The sequence below is a fragment of the Dongia sp. genome (assembly GCF_041905885.1).
Taxonomy (GTDB): Bacteria; Pseudomonadota; Alphaproteobacteria; order Dongiales; family Dongiaceae; genus Dongia.
Map to the genome: position 1 here is coordinate 51,020 of NZ_JAYRKD010000028.1, position 13,954 is coordinate 64,973.

A 13,954-nucleotide genomic window follows, 5' to 3' on the forward strand; every position below is an offset into this window, starting at 1 on the left:
GGGGCTCACCCGAGGACCGGTTCCATGGCCTTGCGGAAGGCCGCCTTCTCCTCGCTGCTCAAGGGCAGCAGCGGGCGACGCCCGACCCCGACCGGTGTGCCGGCCAGCTCGCAGCCGTATTTCACCTTCTGCACGAACTTGCCGCTTTCCAGGCTCGACATCGCGCCGTAAATCACCTGCATCTTGTCCCGCGCCTTCAGCCAATCGCCGCGCTCGATGGTGTTGACCAGGTCGACGCAGGCCTTGGCCATGCAGTTCGCGGGGCCGCAGATCCAGGAGCCGGCGCCCCAGAGATAGAAATCGAGCGTCTGGTCGTCCGAGCCGTTCGAGAGCTGGTAGCGATCGCCATAGCGCGCGCGAATGTCGATCGCGCGCACCAGGTTGCCGCTGGATTCCTTGATCCCAAGCACCCGCGGGTTGTCGACGAAGGCATCGAGCACGGTCAGGCCGACCTCGACCCCGACCTTCGGCGGATAGTTATAGAGCACGATCTCGACATCGACCGCGTCGAGCACCGCCTGGTAATGCGCGATCAGCTCGTCGGGCGCCGGCGTCGCGTAGAACGGCGCCGAGAGCAGCACCGTGCCGTAGCCGAGATCGCGCGCCCGCTTGGTGTGCTCGATCACCTCCCAGGTGGAGCCGGCATTGGTGCCGGCGATCAGCAGCTCGCCTTTGTCGGCGAAACCGGCGACGAATTTCAGCACCGCCGCTCGCTCCTCGGCGGTCAGCGCGTTGTATTCGCCGGTCGAGCCGCAAGGCACCCAGCCTTTCACGCCGTCCTGCCGGAGCTTGGCCAGCAGCTTCTCGAACTTGCCGAAGTCGATCTTCCCCGCCTCGTCGAACGGCGTCACCAAAGCCGGCATCACTCCAGTCAGTCGCATCGCATGCTCCAGTTGTCGACAATATGCCGACAATCTTTGTCGGCTTTATGTCGACAAGAGTCAAGCGGAGGATTAGATTGGAGCCGCTACTCTTGGAATTATCCAATGATTTCAGCGATGGAGTCGAAGCGTGAAGCCGGAGACCGAAGCCAAGCCTTCCCGGGGGACCAGCTGGAAGAGCGTCTATGACGCCCTCCGCACCGAAATCCTGAACCTCAGCCTGGCGCCCGGTGCGATGCTGGATGAGACCACGCTCGCCGAGCGTTTCGACCTCTCGCGCTCGCCGGTGCGCGAGGCGCTGATCCGACTCGCCGGCGACGGCCTGGTGGTCACCCTGCCCAACCGCAGCACCATCGTGGCGCCGATCGAGATCGCGAGCTTCCCGAAATATGTCGAGGCGCTGGACGTCGCGCAGCGCATGAACGCGCGCCTCGCGGCGGCGCTCCGGACCGAGGCCGATCTCAAGATCATCGCCCAGCGGCAGCGCGCCTTCATCGCCGCGATCAAGAGCCAGGACCATCTCGCCATGTCGGAGGCGAACAAGAACTTCCACATGGCGATCGCCGAGGCCGGCCGGAATCCCTATCTCACCGCCTTCTACGAGCGGCTGCTCGACCAGGGGCGGCGCATGCTGCATCTGCATTTCGAGTTCCTCGAACGCAGCAAGGACGGCATCCTGCTGACCGACGAGCACGACGAGATGATCGTCGCGATCAAGGCCAAGGATGTGGAACGGGCCGACGCGCTCGCCCATGCCCATACCCGGCAGTTCCGCGACAACTTCATCGACTTCATGAAGGAGAATTACGCGAGCGATATCGCCCTCGGCGGCGTCAGGGCAGCGCAGTGAGCTTGCGGATCTCCTCTGCCACCATGTGCTGCAGCTTCCACAGGTGTGTGTCGTGGATGCCGTATTCCTCAAGCTTGGTGATGGTCTGGTAGAGATAGTTGGCGCAGGAGCCCCAGTGGCCGGCGGCCCGCGCCAGGATTCTGGCCACCTCCTGGTCCGGCAGCTTGCCGGTGTAATAGCTGGCGCGCGGCCCCGCATAGAAGGTGAGCGCCCGGACTTTCCCGATCTCGGCCTTGGCGGTGATCCATCTGAGCTCGCCGAGGTCTTCGCGCTGGTCGACCTCGCGGCGGAGCAGGTTGCCGAGCTGGGCGAACTGGTCGTCGTCGGGCAGGCGGCAGATCACACCGTGGCAGGCGCCGCCGTGATCGAGCGCCATCATCAGGCCGGGGCAGTCCGGCGTGCCGCGCCAGCGCTTCAGCTCGAGGCAGAAAGAGCGGTGCCAGCCATGTGCCGTCGCGCGCCGATGCTCGACGAAGTCGCATTCCGGCCGCCAGATCAGCGAGCCATAGGCGAAGATCCAGAGCGGCCCGCCCTTCAGCGTGGCGATCAGCTCGGCGGTGAGCGCATCGTAATCGGATTCCGTCAGGTAGACCCGGCCGGGCAGCGGCCCCGGATCAGGTTCCTTGCGCTCGACACGCGCGACCAGGTCTGCGGTCAGCGAGAGCGGCAATTTTCGCAGCGCCTTGGATGAACGCGCACGCATGAGGTCCCCGCGTCTGAGCTCGAGCCGAGCATAACGGCGTTGTGACCGTTGCGCCAGCGCTGCCCGCTTCGCTGAAGGGAACCGGCACGGCCCGTGCATCGTTACGGCAGCTTCAAATATTTATACCGAGAGTGAGACACGTGATTCGTATCAGACACCGCACCGCAGATCTTTCAACCGTCCTGGCGCTGGGCGCCATGCTGCTCCTGTCAGGCTGCGCCGGCAACGTCGAAGGCAAGATGCTCCACGCGCCCGAGACCTTTACCGGCGAATCCAGTGGCGGCATCGATGGGAACGGCTCACTGACCCTGACCAGCGACCGCGGCACGACGTGCAGCGGACCCTATCGGCAGATGCCCGCTGACACCGGGGGCGAGGTCGCCGGGAATGCCACGGAGAACGGCGTCGCCACGCTGACCTGCAGCGACGGGCGCACCGGCAAGGTGATGTTCACCGTGGGCGCCGACCAGGCGATCGGCACCGGCATGATCGGCGAGGACATCGTCATGCTGCAGATCGCGGAGTATTGAGTCCTCAGCGCGGCGGCGCGCCTCGGTTGGCGAGGACGCGGTCGATGGTCTCGACCAGCTTCGACTGCCGGAACGGCTTGTCGATCACGGCGGCGGCGCCGAGATGCTCGGCGACCGCGAGCTGGTCGTATTCGCCGCTGCCCGAGTTCGAGCCTGACATGGCGATGACCGGCGTGCGGATGCCGTTGTTGCGCAGCCAGTTCAGCAGCTCGAAGCCATCGCCGGCCGGCATGTAGATATCGGTGATGATGATGTCCGGCTCGTGGCCCGCGACGCAGTCGATCGCCGCGCGCGCGTCTGGGGCGCACTGGACGTCATAGCCCACGGACTCGATCATGCGGCGCAGGGTCTCGCGCAATGACGGGTCGTCATCGACGATCAGAACCGACCACGGACCTTCTGTGATCATCTTGGACTCCGCCGCCGCGGCGTTGCGGGAATCGCTGGTACTGTCCATGGCCATGTCACTCTGCTCTGCCTCACGCATCCTCGGCGGCTCGGGCATGGTTAATCCTTCGTAAACATGCGCCAAAACCACATTCGGAACTCAAACCCGGAAATGGAAATTTGGTTGCAAACGTCCGCCGGGCAACTTGCGCGCAACTCACCGTTGGACGGGTGAGTCCTAGGACTAGAGCAACCCTTCCATCATGCGGGACCAGAAGCCGCGCACCCGTTCGCCGAAGCCCCGCTGCGCCTCCCAACTCGCCTGGTCGATGCGATTGGAAGTCTGCTCGCCTTCCTTGAAGATGGCTTCGAGATCCTCGGCCGTCTGCTTCCCCAGAATGACGGCGTCGATCTCGTCATTGAAGAGCACGCTGCGGTGATCGAAGTTCGACGAGCCGACCGCCGACCAGACGCCGTCGATGGTCACGGTCTTCGAATGCAGCACCACGTCGCGGGTCTCGAAGATCTTCACGCCCGCTTCCAGCAGGTCGCTGTAATGCGAGCGCGCCGCCTCGACCGCCGGCGGCGAATCGCTCTGCTCCGGCACCATCACCCGGACGTCGACTCCGCGCCGGGCGGCGTCGAGCAGCGCCTCCATTTCGTCCGGCGTCGGCACGAAATAGGCATTGCTGATCCAGATCTTGCGCTCGGCGCTGCGCAGCGCGGATATCAGGGTGACGTAGTAGCGGGAGACATCCTGCTTCGGTGTGCTGCCGATAACGCGGACGATGTGGCCGCCCTTGGCCTGCTGTTTCGGGAAGTATGGAGCCTGGTCGATCTTCGCGCCGCCCTCCTCGCTCCAGTGGACGAAGAACAGCTTCTGGATCTCGGCCACCGCCGGCCCTTCGATCCGGATCGAGGTGTCGCGCCAGTGCCGCGGCAACCCGGTCTGCGGATCCTCCTCGCCGTCCTCGTCGTCGCTGCCCGGCGACTTGCTCTCATAGCTCTTGCTCAGGTTCACGCCGCCGATCACCGCCACCCGGCCGTCCGCCACCAGGATCTTGCGGTGGTCGCGGTCATTGCCGTTGATCACATTGGCCGGATTGGGGTCGATCGGATGGAACGAGAGCAGCTTCGCGCCGGCTTTCTCGAGCCGCTCGAAGAAGGCGCCCGGCGTGTCGCTGGAGCCGTAGCTGTCATAGATGATGTTGACGGAAACCCCCTGCTGCAGCTTCGCCACCAGCATGTCAGCGAGCGCACGCGCGTTGCCGTCGGGGGTCTGCAGGGTCACGTCCTCGATGGTGTAGTATTCGAGGTTCAGCGTCTGCCGCGCACCGGAAATCGCCGCGCCGATCGCGGCGAAGGTCTGGTCGCCATCGCGCAGGACCTCGACCGCGTTGTCGGTGGTGAGCGGGCTGCCGGCGACGCCCTCCTCGACCTGCAGATGCCGCTGCAGGATTTCGCTGCCCTCGGCGCCGCTTCCCAATCTTTTGATCAGCGCGTCGCTCGCCGCGGGTGTAAGTGGACCCTCGGCGCCCTGCACGACCGGCTTGGACTCGGCCGCCGACCGGGCGATGCTATCGTCGGCGTCCGGGACGGCACAGGCCGCGAGGCTCGCCGCCAGTGCCAGGACGCCGCAACGGGTGATATGCAGGAATGAGGACATGACCCGAGGTTCCGAATGCGCCTGGGGAGAACCCGCCGGGAAAGCGAAGCGTTCCGTTGGGCGCTCAAGCCGACGCGATGGCCGCGGGATTCTTTTTTTGCAAAGCGATGGAATAAAATCGAAGATGAAACCGACCGCTGTCCTTGCCCCCCTCCTCCTGCTCGCTGCCTGTGCGACCAACCGGACGGTCGAAGCGCGGATCGCGAGCACCGGCGAGAGCTTCACCGGCACCTTCGATCCCGGCAGCTTCGGGGGCTCATTGGAGATGGAGAGCGACCGTACGCGGTGCACGGGTCGCAGCACCGGCTCGGAGACGATCGGCACGACCGTCGTCGTTCTGCTCTGCGACGACGGCCGCGCGGGATCGGCGGTGCTGCTCGACGGCCCGACCCGTTCGACCGGGTCGGGCGTGCTGGGCGAGGATCAGGTCAGCCTGTCGATTCTGCGCTGAGCCCGAGATCAGCTCAGATGATGCGTCTTCGGCACGCCATAGACCGGCGTCGGCAGGCCTTCCATCCGCGCCTTCAGCTGGATCGCCAGGAACTGCGAGTAGTGCCGCGACTGGTGCAGGTTGCCGCCCTGGAACCAGAGCGCTTCCTGCTGGGTCGGCTTCCACATGTTGCGGAACTCGCCCTCCCAGGGACCGGGATCCTTGGTGGTGTCGGAGCCCAGGCCCCAGACCTTGCCGACCTTGTCGGCGACTTCCTGTGAGATCAGCTGTGCCGCCCAGCCGTTCATCGAGCCGAAGCCGGTCGCATAGACGATGAGATCGGCCTCCAGCTCGCTGCCGTCGGTGAACTTGACGCCGGTCGCGGTGATGCGCTCGACCTTGCCCTGCTTCAGCTTGATCGAGCCGTTGCAGATCAGCTCCGAGGCGCCGACGTCGATGTAGTAGCCGGAGCCGCGCCGATAGTATTTCAGCGGCAGGCCGCTCTCGTCGTCGCCGAAGTCCAGCAGGAAGCCGGCCTTCTCCAGCCGGGCATAGAAATCGGCGTCGCGGCGCTTCATCTCCGCGGTCAGCTGCTTGTGGCCCTCCGCCATCAACCGGTAGGGCATCGAGGCGGCGATCATATCCGCCTGGTCGCAGGTGATGCCGTTCTCCAGCGCCTGCTCGCCCCAGAGCGGATAGGTCCAGAGCTCCTGGAGGGTTTCCGAGCGCGACACATGGGTGGAGGAGCGCTGCACCATGGTGACGTCGGCGCCGTGCTCCCAGAGATCGGCGCAGATGTCATGCGCCGAATTGTTGGAGCCGATGACGACGCATTTCTTGCCGCTCCAGTCCTCGCCGCCCGGATGCTGGCTCGAATGGCGCTGCTTGCCCTTGAAGTCCTTCATGCCCGGGTAATCCGGCATGTTGGGCAGGCCGGCCTGACCGGTGGCGAGCACGAGCTGCTTCGGGCGCAAGGTGACCGGCTTGCCGTCGCGCAGCACTTCGACGGTCCATTCCTTCTTGGCTTCGTCGTACTTGGCCGTCTTGCATTCGGTTTTGGCCCAGTAGTTGAGCTCCATGATCTTGGCATAGGCCTCGAGCCAGTCGCCGATCTTGTCCTTGGGCGAGAAGACCGGCCAGTCGTCGGGGAACGGCAGGTAGGGCATGTGGTCGTACCAGACCGGATCATGCAGGCAGAGCGACTTGTAGCGCTTGCGCCAGGCATCGCCCGGACGCTCGTGCTTGTCGACGATGATCGTCGGCACGCCGAGCCGCCTCAACCGCGCGCCGAGCGCGAGACCGCCCTGGCCGCCGCCGACGATCAGCACATAGGGCTGCTTCGAGATGCCGAGCGTCGCCTCCTCTTCCTGCCTCTCCTCCAGCCAGTTCTTGCGCCCCTTATGTACGCCGTGATCGGTGCCGTTCCAGCGCCGGCGGCCCTTCTTCTCCTCGAAGCCTTTCAGCTCCTGGGCGGTGGTGAGCAAGGTCCAGGCCTTGTCGCCTTTCAGCCGGAGATGGCCGCGGCCCCGGGCGGTCGCGGTCTCGAAGGTGAACCAGGCCTGGGTGATGCCGTCCTTCTCGGTCGCTTCGCCGTCGAGCTTCCAGTTGCTGGGTTTGGTCGAGGCTAGGGTGGCTTTCAGCATGTCGGCGACCGCGGCGCGACCTTCGACGGTCTTGATGTTCCAGCTGAATGCGATCAGGTCGCGCCAGTGGCTCTCGGTCTCGAACAGGTCCGCCGCGCCGGCCGCGTCGTTGCGCGCCAGCGCGGAGGAGAAGGCCGAAAGCCAGTGGGTCGCTCGCTCGGTCGGAGTGCTCATGCGTGATCCTGCCCAATCGGTTGTTTTTCGTTCTCGGAAGCGGACCGAAAGCTAAAACTGAAACAGCGGGCGATTCAACTGCGAACCATGCGGATCACGCCTGCATTCCTGCCGGCTAACGGGCGAGCGCGCGATCCACGGCGGCGACGAGATCGGCGCGGTCGAACGGCTTGCTCAAGACTTCGGCGGCGCCCAGGTGCTGGGCGATCACCGCCGGATCGAAATGCGCGTCGGCATGGCCCGCGGCCGAGACCACCAGCACCGGCACGTCGGCGGCGTGGCTGCGCATCCAGTTCAGCAGCTCGAACCCATCGGCGACCGGCATGAAGATGTCGGAGACGACGAGGTCGGGACGATGCCGCTCGATCAGCGCGATCGCCTCGCCTGCATGCTGGGCCTCGACGACGCGGGTGGCGGCGCCCCGCATCAGCATGCGGCGCAGCATCAGGCGGAAGACCGGATCGTCATCGACGATCAGGATCTCGAGCGGCGGCGGTGCGGCTTTCGTGTGCTCCCGGGCGGCGACGGCGGCTTCATGTGTCATCACGATCCTCGCTGTTAACACCCCGTTAACGAGAAATCGAACCCCCGCAGGGGCTTAGCGACAGTCCCTGAAGTCTATGCGCTGCGATTCGGAAGCGGTCCAAAAAACGCAGATGCCGGTGTGTGCCGGCACGATTTAGGATCGCGCTCTCAGAAGTTTGGGCGCGATTAGGTCCGCGGGCGGGACCCTAGGACGCGAGGCAGGCGTAGACGGCGTCGATCACCGATTTGCGGCGCGGGTCGATGCCGTCGTCGAAGCCGAGCATGCGGTTGGTCACCAAGGCGAAGCCGAGCCTGGCTTCCGGGTCGGCGAAGCCGTAGCTGCCGCCCCAGCCGCTATGACCGAACGCGGCCGCTGGCGTGAGCGGGCTGTCGATCTGGAAGCCGGCGGCAAAGGCGGTCGGCGATCCGAAGCTCTCGTCGATCCCGCGCACCCGCGGCCGGGCCGCCTCTCGTATCGCATCGGGGCCGATGAGGCCGGCGCCGCCGGATGCCATCGCACCGTAGATCTTCGCCAGTCCCGCGGCGGTCGCCTGGCCGTTGCCGCCGGGAACTTCCGCCGCGCGCCAGGCGCGGTGGTTGGGCGCCAGCGCCGTCGGCCGCGGATTGGCGCAGGCATGCGGGAAGGGCGAGGCCAGCACATAAGGCACCCAGTCGGAGGCCTTCGGGCCCTCGATCATCTCGGCGACGCGCGGCTCCTCGCGCTCCGACAGGCCGATGAAGAAGTCGGCGCCCAAGGGTCCGGCGATTTCCTCGGCGACGAACCGGCCGATGCTGCGGCCATCCACCCGCCGCAACGGCTCGCCGGCAAGGTGGCCGAAGCTGAGCGCGTGGTAGATCGCGCGGCTGCCCGGCTCCCAGAGCGGCGCCATCGCCGCCAGCGCCTCGACATAGGGATCCCAGGCGAGGAGGCCGGCATCGTCCATCGGCACCGCGAGGCCGTTCAATCCGGCCTGATGCGAGAGCACGTGATCGAGCGTCACCCCATCCTTGCCGCCGGCGGCAAATTCCGGCCACCAGCGCGCGACCGGCGCGGCGTAGTCGAGCTTGCCGCGCTCGACCAGCATGGCGACCGCCAGCGCCACCACGCCCTTGGTGCAGGACCAGACGTTGATAAGCGTGTCGCGCTGCCAGGGCCTGGTCCGCGCCGCGTCGGCATGGCCGCCCCAGAGCTCGACGACGGGACGGCCGTCCAGCACCACCGCGACGCCGCCGCCATGCTCGTGGCCCGCGGCGAAGTTGGCGGCGAAGGCCTCGCGGACCCGGGCGAACTTCGGATCCACTGTTCCGGCGATCATCACTTGAGCGCCTTGCTCCAGGCGGAGACGCGGTCGGCGAGGGTCTTCAGGTGATCGGCGGCGCTGAAGCCGGAGATCGACTTCCGCGGCTTCAGGTCATGGTCGCCGTCTTCGAGCCAGAGCAGATCGATCGCCTTGGAGAGCGTGTAGCCGGCGACTTCCTCGGGCGTGCCGAAGGGATCGCGGCTGCCCTGGACGATCAGGGTCGGCGTCTTGAGAGCGGCGAGATGCGCGGTGCGGAGCTGGTCCGGCTTCTCCGGCGGATGGAAGGGATAGCCGAGACAGAGCAGGCCGGCGATCTTGCCTTCGGCCAGCATCGCATCGGCGATCATGCTGGCGACCCGCCCGCCCATCGACTTGCCGCCGATGATGAGCTTGCCCTTGGCCTGCAGCGCGTCAATCGCGGCGCTGTATTCCGGCTGCACGCGCTCGGCGCGGGGCGGCGGCTTGCGCTCGCCTGATCGCCGCGCGGCCATGTAGGCGAACTCGAAACGGGCGACGCGGAAGCCGGCGGCGGCCAGCGCCTTGGCGGTCGCGGTCATCGAGGCTGAATCCATCGGCGCGCCGGCACCGTGGGCAAGCAGAATGGTGGTGGATGCCGCGTCGGGGCCGTCGAACAGGAAGTCGGGCATGGGACGGGGAAATGCGGTCGGGCGGCCTGGTGGGCCTGCGGGCGGGGGTCCCTGGCCGCCGCGCGGAGGCTTCCGCGCGGCGGCTCAAGGTGGTCGATCAGAGCAGCTTCAGGTTGGCCGCGGCGGCCTTGCCGCGCTCCTCCTGGACGTCGTAGCTGACGGCCTGGCCGTCCTTCAGGCCGGAGAGGCCGGCCCGCTCGACTGCGCTGATATGGACGAAGACGTCCTTGCCGCCGTCATCCGGCTGGATGAAGCCAAAACCCTTTTGCGAATTGAACCATTTCACTTTTCCGGAAGCCATGGCAGCCCTTATGTTCACTAACGACGGTTGCCTGGAATGCGGTTTCACGCAGCGCGGCGATGCCGGGAAGCGAAGAAATCGGCACCTCTTCGATGGAAGAGTGCGCAGCCGACGGCCCCACTCGGGGCGGCGCGATCATGGGCTTTTTTCAGCAAGATTACAACCCGGCTGAAACCGCCCCGGCCGGGCCCAGTCGGCGCGCCAGCGCGCCCTTAGGGGGGAGACGCGCCAGGATGGTGCGAAACCCGCCAACCGCCAGGCGGGGTGTGTCGAATGTCACTACAGGATGCGCCCGGCCTCGGCCAATCTTCGCCGGCTTCGACCCCGGTTGAAGCGGGAAAAACACAGCGAGCAAGCAAGGAGACTGACATGGACAAGCATAAGGGCGCGTGCTTCTGCGGCGCGGTGGAGATCGAGGTGATGGGATCGCCCGAAGCGATGGGCTATTGCCATTGCAGCTCCTGCCGCTCCTGGTCGGCGGGGCCGGTCAACGCCTTCACCTTATGGAAGCCCGACGCGGTGAAGGTGACCAAGGGCCAGGCCTTCCTCGGCACCTACACCAAGAACCCGAGCAGCGACCGCCAGTTCTGCACCAAGTGCGGCGGCCATATCATGACCGGCCATCCCGGCCTGGGCTTGACCGACGTCTACGCCGCGACGATCCCGAGCGTCGCCTTCAAGCCCGGCGTGCATGTGAACTATGCCGAGACCGTGCTGCGGATGAAGGACGGCCTGCCGAAGCTCAAGGACTTCCCGAAGGAGTTCGGCGGCTCCGGCGAGATGGTGGCGGAGTAACGCCGCCGGCGAAGCTCGAAACGGCGCGCGCTCGAGGCCAGCACCCGAGCGCGCGCCGATCGGTCAGAAGCCGCCGTCGGTGAAGTAGCCGGCGAAATAGCTGCGGGCCGAGTGATCCAATCCCAGTGAGTCGAAGAAGAGGTCGATCGCCTCCATCTGCTGCTTGAGCTGGAGCTCCTTCTCCGCATTCCAGCCCATCTGCGATTGCAGGCGGAGGTTGGCGGCTTCCGGACTCATGTCCACGCAGCCGGCCGCGAGGTAGGCGACCAGCGGAATCCAGGCGAGCTTCGAGACCATTCTTGTTACGCCGAGCATACTCTTGGTTTCCCCTTTATGAGCCGCATCCGAATGCGGCAGGGGCAACCTAACAAGGCAACCGCGACGCGAAGTCCCGACTTCACGCTGGCCCAACGGAAAGTCGCGGAACCGCCGCCAAGCCCGCCACGGCGTCACCCTATCCGGGTATGCAGTCCCGAAACGGCTCCGAAAGTGCTCGGATTTGTCGGAGCGGACGCACCGTCAGTTGACGGCGTTGTAGCAGCGGTCGGGATCGGGGCCGGCATTGTCGTCGAGATAGAAGGCCACGTAGTCCGGCTTGACGATGCTTTGCCGAATGGTCTTGAAGAAGAACATGCCGAGGTGGCGCTCGCCGAGCTCGACCGTGTGCGCGGGATTGTAGGTCAGGGTGAGGCCGCCATCGGCGTCGAAGGCGTAGCGGCCGCGCACCTCCAGCGGCATCCGCACCCAGGTCGGGTCGGCGGCGAACTCGCCCTCGACCGTGATCTCCGCGCCCTTGTTCAGATAGTCGCCGCCGGCGGCGTCCTGCTTCTTGAGCTCCACGGTCACGCGCTGCTCCAACGCTTTCAGATCGTCGGGCGTGGCGTAGGTGAAGCCGAAGAAGACATGGTTCAGCGGCAGCGTCCCCTGCCCCGCCGCCTGGGCCGCCGAAACCTCGCCCAGGAAGCGCGCGATCTCCGGCTTGATGCCGGGCACGTCCTTGCATGTGGTCTCGGCCTGCGCGGGACCGGCGGCCGGTGGAAACAGGATGGCGAGGATGAGGGCGAGGCGCGGAAGGGTCTGTCGCCGAAATGTCATGATCGCTCTGCGTGGATTCGGGTGGTGGTGGAGGCTAGCAGCGCGCGTGGAATGCGGGAAGTGCCGACCGCGGCGGAACGGACGTGGCGTCCGGCCGGGCGAGAAACTCTTCATCCTGTCTGCGTCCGGTCTGCGTTGCGCCGCAGCGAACCGGATGGGCCGAACTCAATTCGCCCCCGCGTCTGCTTCTACGGACGGGTTCCTTGCAGAGGCCGGAAGACGCCGCAAGCCGCTGACCGGGCAGGCGTTTGGGCCCTGGCCGGACGCGCGGTCGGGTCCCTTCCGTCAACGCGGCGTTCAAGCCGGCGCCTGCAGACCCCCGCGGGGCCGACGCAGACGCGTTGCGCCGTTCGCCGTCCTGCCGGGGTCTGATTCGTCCGGGTCCGGTCCGGGTTGCGGCGCCACCCAGCGGATGCGGCGCATGGTCCAAGGTCACCTTTACGGGCTGCCGCGGGGCAAGTCGGCGCAAGTCTTTGACGGGGAAGGCTTTGCGCGGCGGAAGATGCGAAATCCCATCTCGCTGGCGTAAAGGTCTGTAAAGGTTCGCTGCGCGGACTCGGTCTCGCGGCCGACGGAATCCGGTTTCGTCACGACTCCCGACGCATCGTTCACGATGTCAAACAGCAGAGCGATCATAGCAGAATCGACGCCGCTTGTCCGGCGCAGCGATGCGCGAATTCGGATCTTCTTCAAGAGCATCGCCGCGGCAGTGTGCTCGTGGCTCAGAGACTGGACGAGTAGAATTCTTGCACTGCGCGGAGAGGACGGATGAGGTTGTTCACCATCGGCTTCACGCAGTCGAGCGCGGCGCATTTCTTTGGGCGCCTCAAGGAAGCGGGTGTCACGCGGCTGATCGACGTGCGGCTGAACCGGCGCTCGCAGCTCGCGGGCTTCGCCAAGGAGGGCGACCTCGCCTGGTTCGCGCGGGAGCTCTGCGGGATCGAGACCGAGCACGCCCTCGCCCTGGCGCCGACGCCGGCGCTGCTCGGCGCCTATCGCGCGGGCGAGGTCGACTGGCCGGAATACGCGGCCCGGTTCAAGCGGCTGATCGCGCGGCGCCGGATCGAGACGCAGCTCGACCGCGCGCGGCTGGACGGCGCCTGCCTGCTCTGCAGCGAGGCGCTGCCGCATCACTGCCACCGGCGCGTGGTGGCGGAGTATCTGCGCGAGACCTGGGGCAAGGTCGAGGTGGTGGATCTCTAGGACGCCGGAGCCTGTTCGGCCTTCATCCTTCCAGCGAAACGCGGACCATGGTCCCGGTCACCGCGACGCGACGCAGCGCAGCGCCTGGACCAGCCGCAGGAATTCGTCCGGTGCTTTGCCGAAGATGTCGTGACCCGTCGGCAATGACGTCACGATCCAGGCGGGATCGGACTTGAGGCGCTCATACTGGGCGGTGAACGGCGTCTCGGCCCAGCCGGTCGCGTAGATGAACATCTTCTCCGCGACCTCCTGCCAGCGGCCGGTGAGTTGGATGCTCTGGCGGAACGAGGCCAGCGGATGCGGCACGCGCCGGGCATCGCCGGGCGAGGGCGGCGGCATCACGCTGAAGCCATCGGCCGCCGAGCCGTCGATCGCGAGCTTGCGGAAATAGTCGCCCGCCAGATCCCACCAGGCCTCGCCGTCGTTGGGCACGAAAGCATCGACATAGACCAGCGCCGCGATCCGCTCCGACATCCGGTCCGCCACCCCGCTCACCACCATGCCGGCGTAAGAATGCCCGCAGAGGACCACATCGTGGAGATCCTCGAAGCGGAGCAGATTGGCAACGTCGGCGATATGCGTCTCGAGATTGGGCCGCGCCGAAGCCGCGAGATGCACGCGCTCGCCGAGGCCGGTCAGCGTGGGGGTGAAGACTTCATGGCCGAGCGCGCGGAGCTTGCGGGCCAGCGGCGTCAGGGACCAGCCGCGCGCCAGCCGCCGGGGATTAGGACGAAGGTGGGCATTGGGTGGCTCCGTTTAGGTGGGACAGCCAGAGCTCATTGATATCGACGGCTCCGTAGATAGAGTGGAAAATCCTTGCCAC

At 66.3% G+C, this 13,954-nt stretch carries 18 protein-coding genes; 5 read left to right on the forward strand and 13 right to left on the reverse strand.

Annotated elements, in window-relative coordinates:
* Window positions 1-5: 5 nt before the first annotated feature.
* Complete coding sequence (locus tag ACH2CY_RS22700) at window positions 6-881, reverse strand: dihydrodipicolinate synthase family protein (RefSeq protein ID WP_395021931.1); 876 nt, start codon at window positions 879-881, stop codon at window positions 6-8.
* Between the two features lie 130 nt (window positions 882-1,011).
* On the opposite strand from ACH2CY_RS22700, the gene ACH2CY_RS22705 reads away from it, so the two are divergent.
* Window positions 1,012-1,731, forward strand: coding sequence for a GntR family transcriptional regulator (locus tag ACH2CY_RS22705; RefSeq protein WP_395021932.1), 720 nt, complete (start codon window positions 1,012-1,014; stop codon window positions 1,729-1,731).
* On the opposite strand, the gene ACH2CY_RS22710 is transcribed toward ACH2CY_RS22705, so the two are convergent.
* Window positions 1,715-2,434 carry a gamma-glutamylcyclotransferase gene (locus tag ACH2CY_RS22710; protein WP_395021934.1) on the reverse strand — a complete coding sequence of 240 codons (720 nt, stop codon included), beginning with the start codon at window positions 2,432-2,434 and terminating at the stop codon, window positions 1,715-1,717. The genes ACH2CY_RS22705 and ACH2CY_RS22710 overlap by 17 nt on opposite strands.
* Window positions 2,435-2,574: 140 nt before the next feature.
* Between ACH2CY_RS22710 and ACH2CY_RS22715 the strand changes: the two genes are divergently transcribed.
* A complete protein-coding gene (locus tag ACH2CY_RS22715) occupies window positions 2,575-2,964 on the forward strand; it encodes a hypothetical protein (RefSeq protein ID WP_395021935.1) in 390 nt (129 codons plus the stop codon).
* Between the two features lie 4 nt (window positions 2,965-2,968).
* Here the strand turns inward: ACH2CY_RS22715 and ACH2CY_RS22720 are convergent, their stop codons facing one another.
* Together ACH2CY_RS22720 and ACH2CY_RS22725 are read right to left on the reverse strand one after the other, a co-directional pair.
* Complete coding sequence (locus ACH2CY_RS22720) at window positions 2,969-3,427, reverse strand: response regulator (RefSeq protein WP_395021936.1); 459 nt, start codon at window positions 3,425-3,427, stop codon at window positions 2,969-2,971.
* A 168-nt stretch (window positions 3,428-3,595) separates the two neighbouring features.
* A complete protein-coding gene (locus ACH2CY_RS22725; protein ID WP_395021938.1) occupies window positions 3,596-5,017 on the reverse strand; it encodes a phosphatidylserine/phosphatidylglycerophosphate/cardiolipin synthase family protein in 1,422 nt (473 codons plus the stop codon).
* Between the two features lie 124 nt (window positions 5,018-5,141).
* Between ACH2CY_RS22725 and ACH2CY_RS22730 the strand changes: the two genes are divergently transcribed.
* A complete protein-coding gene (locus tag ACH2CY_RS22730; RefSeq protein WP_395021940.1) occupies window positions 5,142-5,468 on the forward strand; it encodes a hypothetical protein in 327 nt (108 codons plus the stop codon).
* Between the two features lie 8 nt (window positions 5,469-5,476).
* On the opposite strand, the gene ACH2CY_RS22735 is transcribed toward ACH2CY_RS22730, so the two are convergent.
* The 5 genes from ACH2CY_RS22735 to ACH2CY_RS22755 all read right to left on the reverse strand — a co-directional run bounded on the left by ACH2CY_RS22735 (window position 5,477) and on the right by ACH2CY_RS22755 (window position 10,038).
* On the reverse strand, window positions 5,477-7,264 hold the full coding sequence (locus ACH2CY_RS22735; protein WP_395021941.1) for a flavin-containing monooxygenase: 1,788 nt from the start codon (window positions 7,262-7,264) through the stop codon (window positions 5,477-5,479).
* 115 nt (window positions 7,265-7,379) lie between these two features.
* Window positions 7,380-7,808: a response regulator gene (locus tag ACH2CY_RS22740; protein ID WP_395021943.1), complete on the reverse strand. Its 429-nt coding sequence runs from the start codon at window positions 7,806-7,808 to the stop codon at window positions 7,380-7,382.
* 187 nt (window positions 7,809-7,995) lie between these two features.
* Window positions 7,996-9,105 (reverse strand): serine hydrolase domain-containing protein, encoded by a 1,110-nt coding sequence (locus ACH2CY_RS22745; RefSeq protein ID WP_395021944.1) that lies wholly within the window; start codon window positions 9,103-9,105, stop codon window positions 7,996-7,998.
* Window positions 9,105-9,737, reverse strand: a complete 633-nt coding sequence (locus ACH2CY_RS22750) for an alpha/beta family hydrolase (RefSeq protein ID WP_395021945.1) — start codon at window positions 9,735-9,737, stop codon at window positions 9,105-9,107. The genes ACH2CY_RS22745 and ACH2CY_RS22750 overlap by 1 nt, the downstream gene beginning before the upstream one ends.
* 97 nt (window positions 9,738-9,834) lie before the next feature.
* Complete coding sequence (locus ACH2CY_RS22755) at window positions 9,835-10,038, reverse strand: cold-shock protein (RefSeq protein ID WP_395021947.1); 204 nt, start codon at window positions 10,036-10,038, stop codon at window positions 9,835-9,837.
* A 369-nt stretch (window positions 10,039-10,407) separates the two neighbouring features.
* Here ACH2CY_RS22755 and ACH2CY_RS22760 point away from each other — a divergent pair, with 369 nt between their 5' ends.
* On the forward strand, window positions 10,408-10,833 hold the full coding sequence (locus ACH2CY_RS22760; protein ID WP_395021948.1) for a GFA family protein: 426 nt from the start codon (window positions 10,408-10,410) through the stop codon (window positions 10,831-10,833).
* Window positions 10,834-10,896: 63 nt separating this feature from the next.
* Here the strand turns inward: ACH2CY_RS22760 and ACH2CY_RS22765 are convergent, their stop codons facing one another.
* From ACH2CY_RS22765 to ACH2CY_RS22775, 3 genes are all read right to left on the reverse strand, one after another.
* A complete protein-coding gene (locus ACH2CY_RS22765; RefSeq protein ID WP_395021949.1) occupies window positions 10,897-11,148 on the reverse strand; it encodes a hypothetical protein in 252 nt (83 codons plus the stop codon).
* Window positions 11,149-11,352: 204 nt separating this feature from the next.
* Window positions 11,353-11,928 (reverse strand): hypothetical protein, encoded by a 576-nt coding sequence (locus ACH2CY_RS22770; protein ID WP_395021950.1) that lies wholly within the window; start codon window positions 11,926-11,928, stop codon window positions 11,353-11,355.
* A gap of 438 nt (window positions 11,929-12,366) precedes the next feature.
* Entirely contained in the window at window positions 12,367-12,621 is a 255-nt protein-coding gene (locus ACH2CY_RS22775; protein ID WP_395021951.1) for a hypothetical protein, read from the reverse strand.
* 75 nt (window positions 12,622-12,696) lie between these two features.
* Here ACH2CY_RS22775 and ACH2CY_RS22780 point away from each other — a divergent pair, with 75 nt between their 5' ends.
* Window positions 12,697-13,131, forward strand: a complete 435-nt coding sequence (locus ACH2CY_RS22780; protein ID WP_395021952.1) for a DUF488 family protein — start codon at window positions 12,697-12,699, stop codon at window positions 13,129-13,131.
* Between the two features lie 57 nt (window positions 13,132-13,188).
* Here the strand turns inward: ACH2CY_RS22780 and ACH2CY_RS22785 are convergent, their stop codons facing one another.
* Window positions 13,189-13,845 carry an alpha/beta fold hydrolase gene (locus ACH2CY_RS22785; protein WP_395021978.1) on the reverse strand — a complete coding sequence of 219 codons (657 nt, stop codon included), beginning with the start codon at window positions 13,843-13,845 and terminating at the stop codon, window positions 13,189-13,191.
* Between the last annotated feature and the right edge of the window lie 109 nt (window positions 13,846-13,954).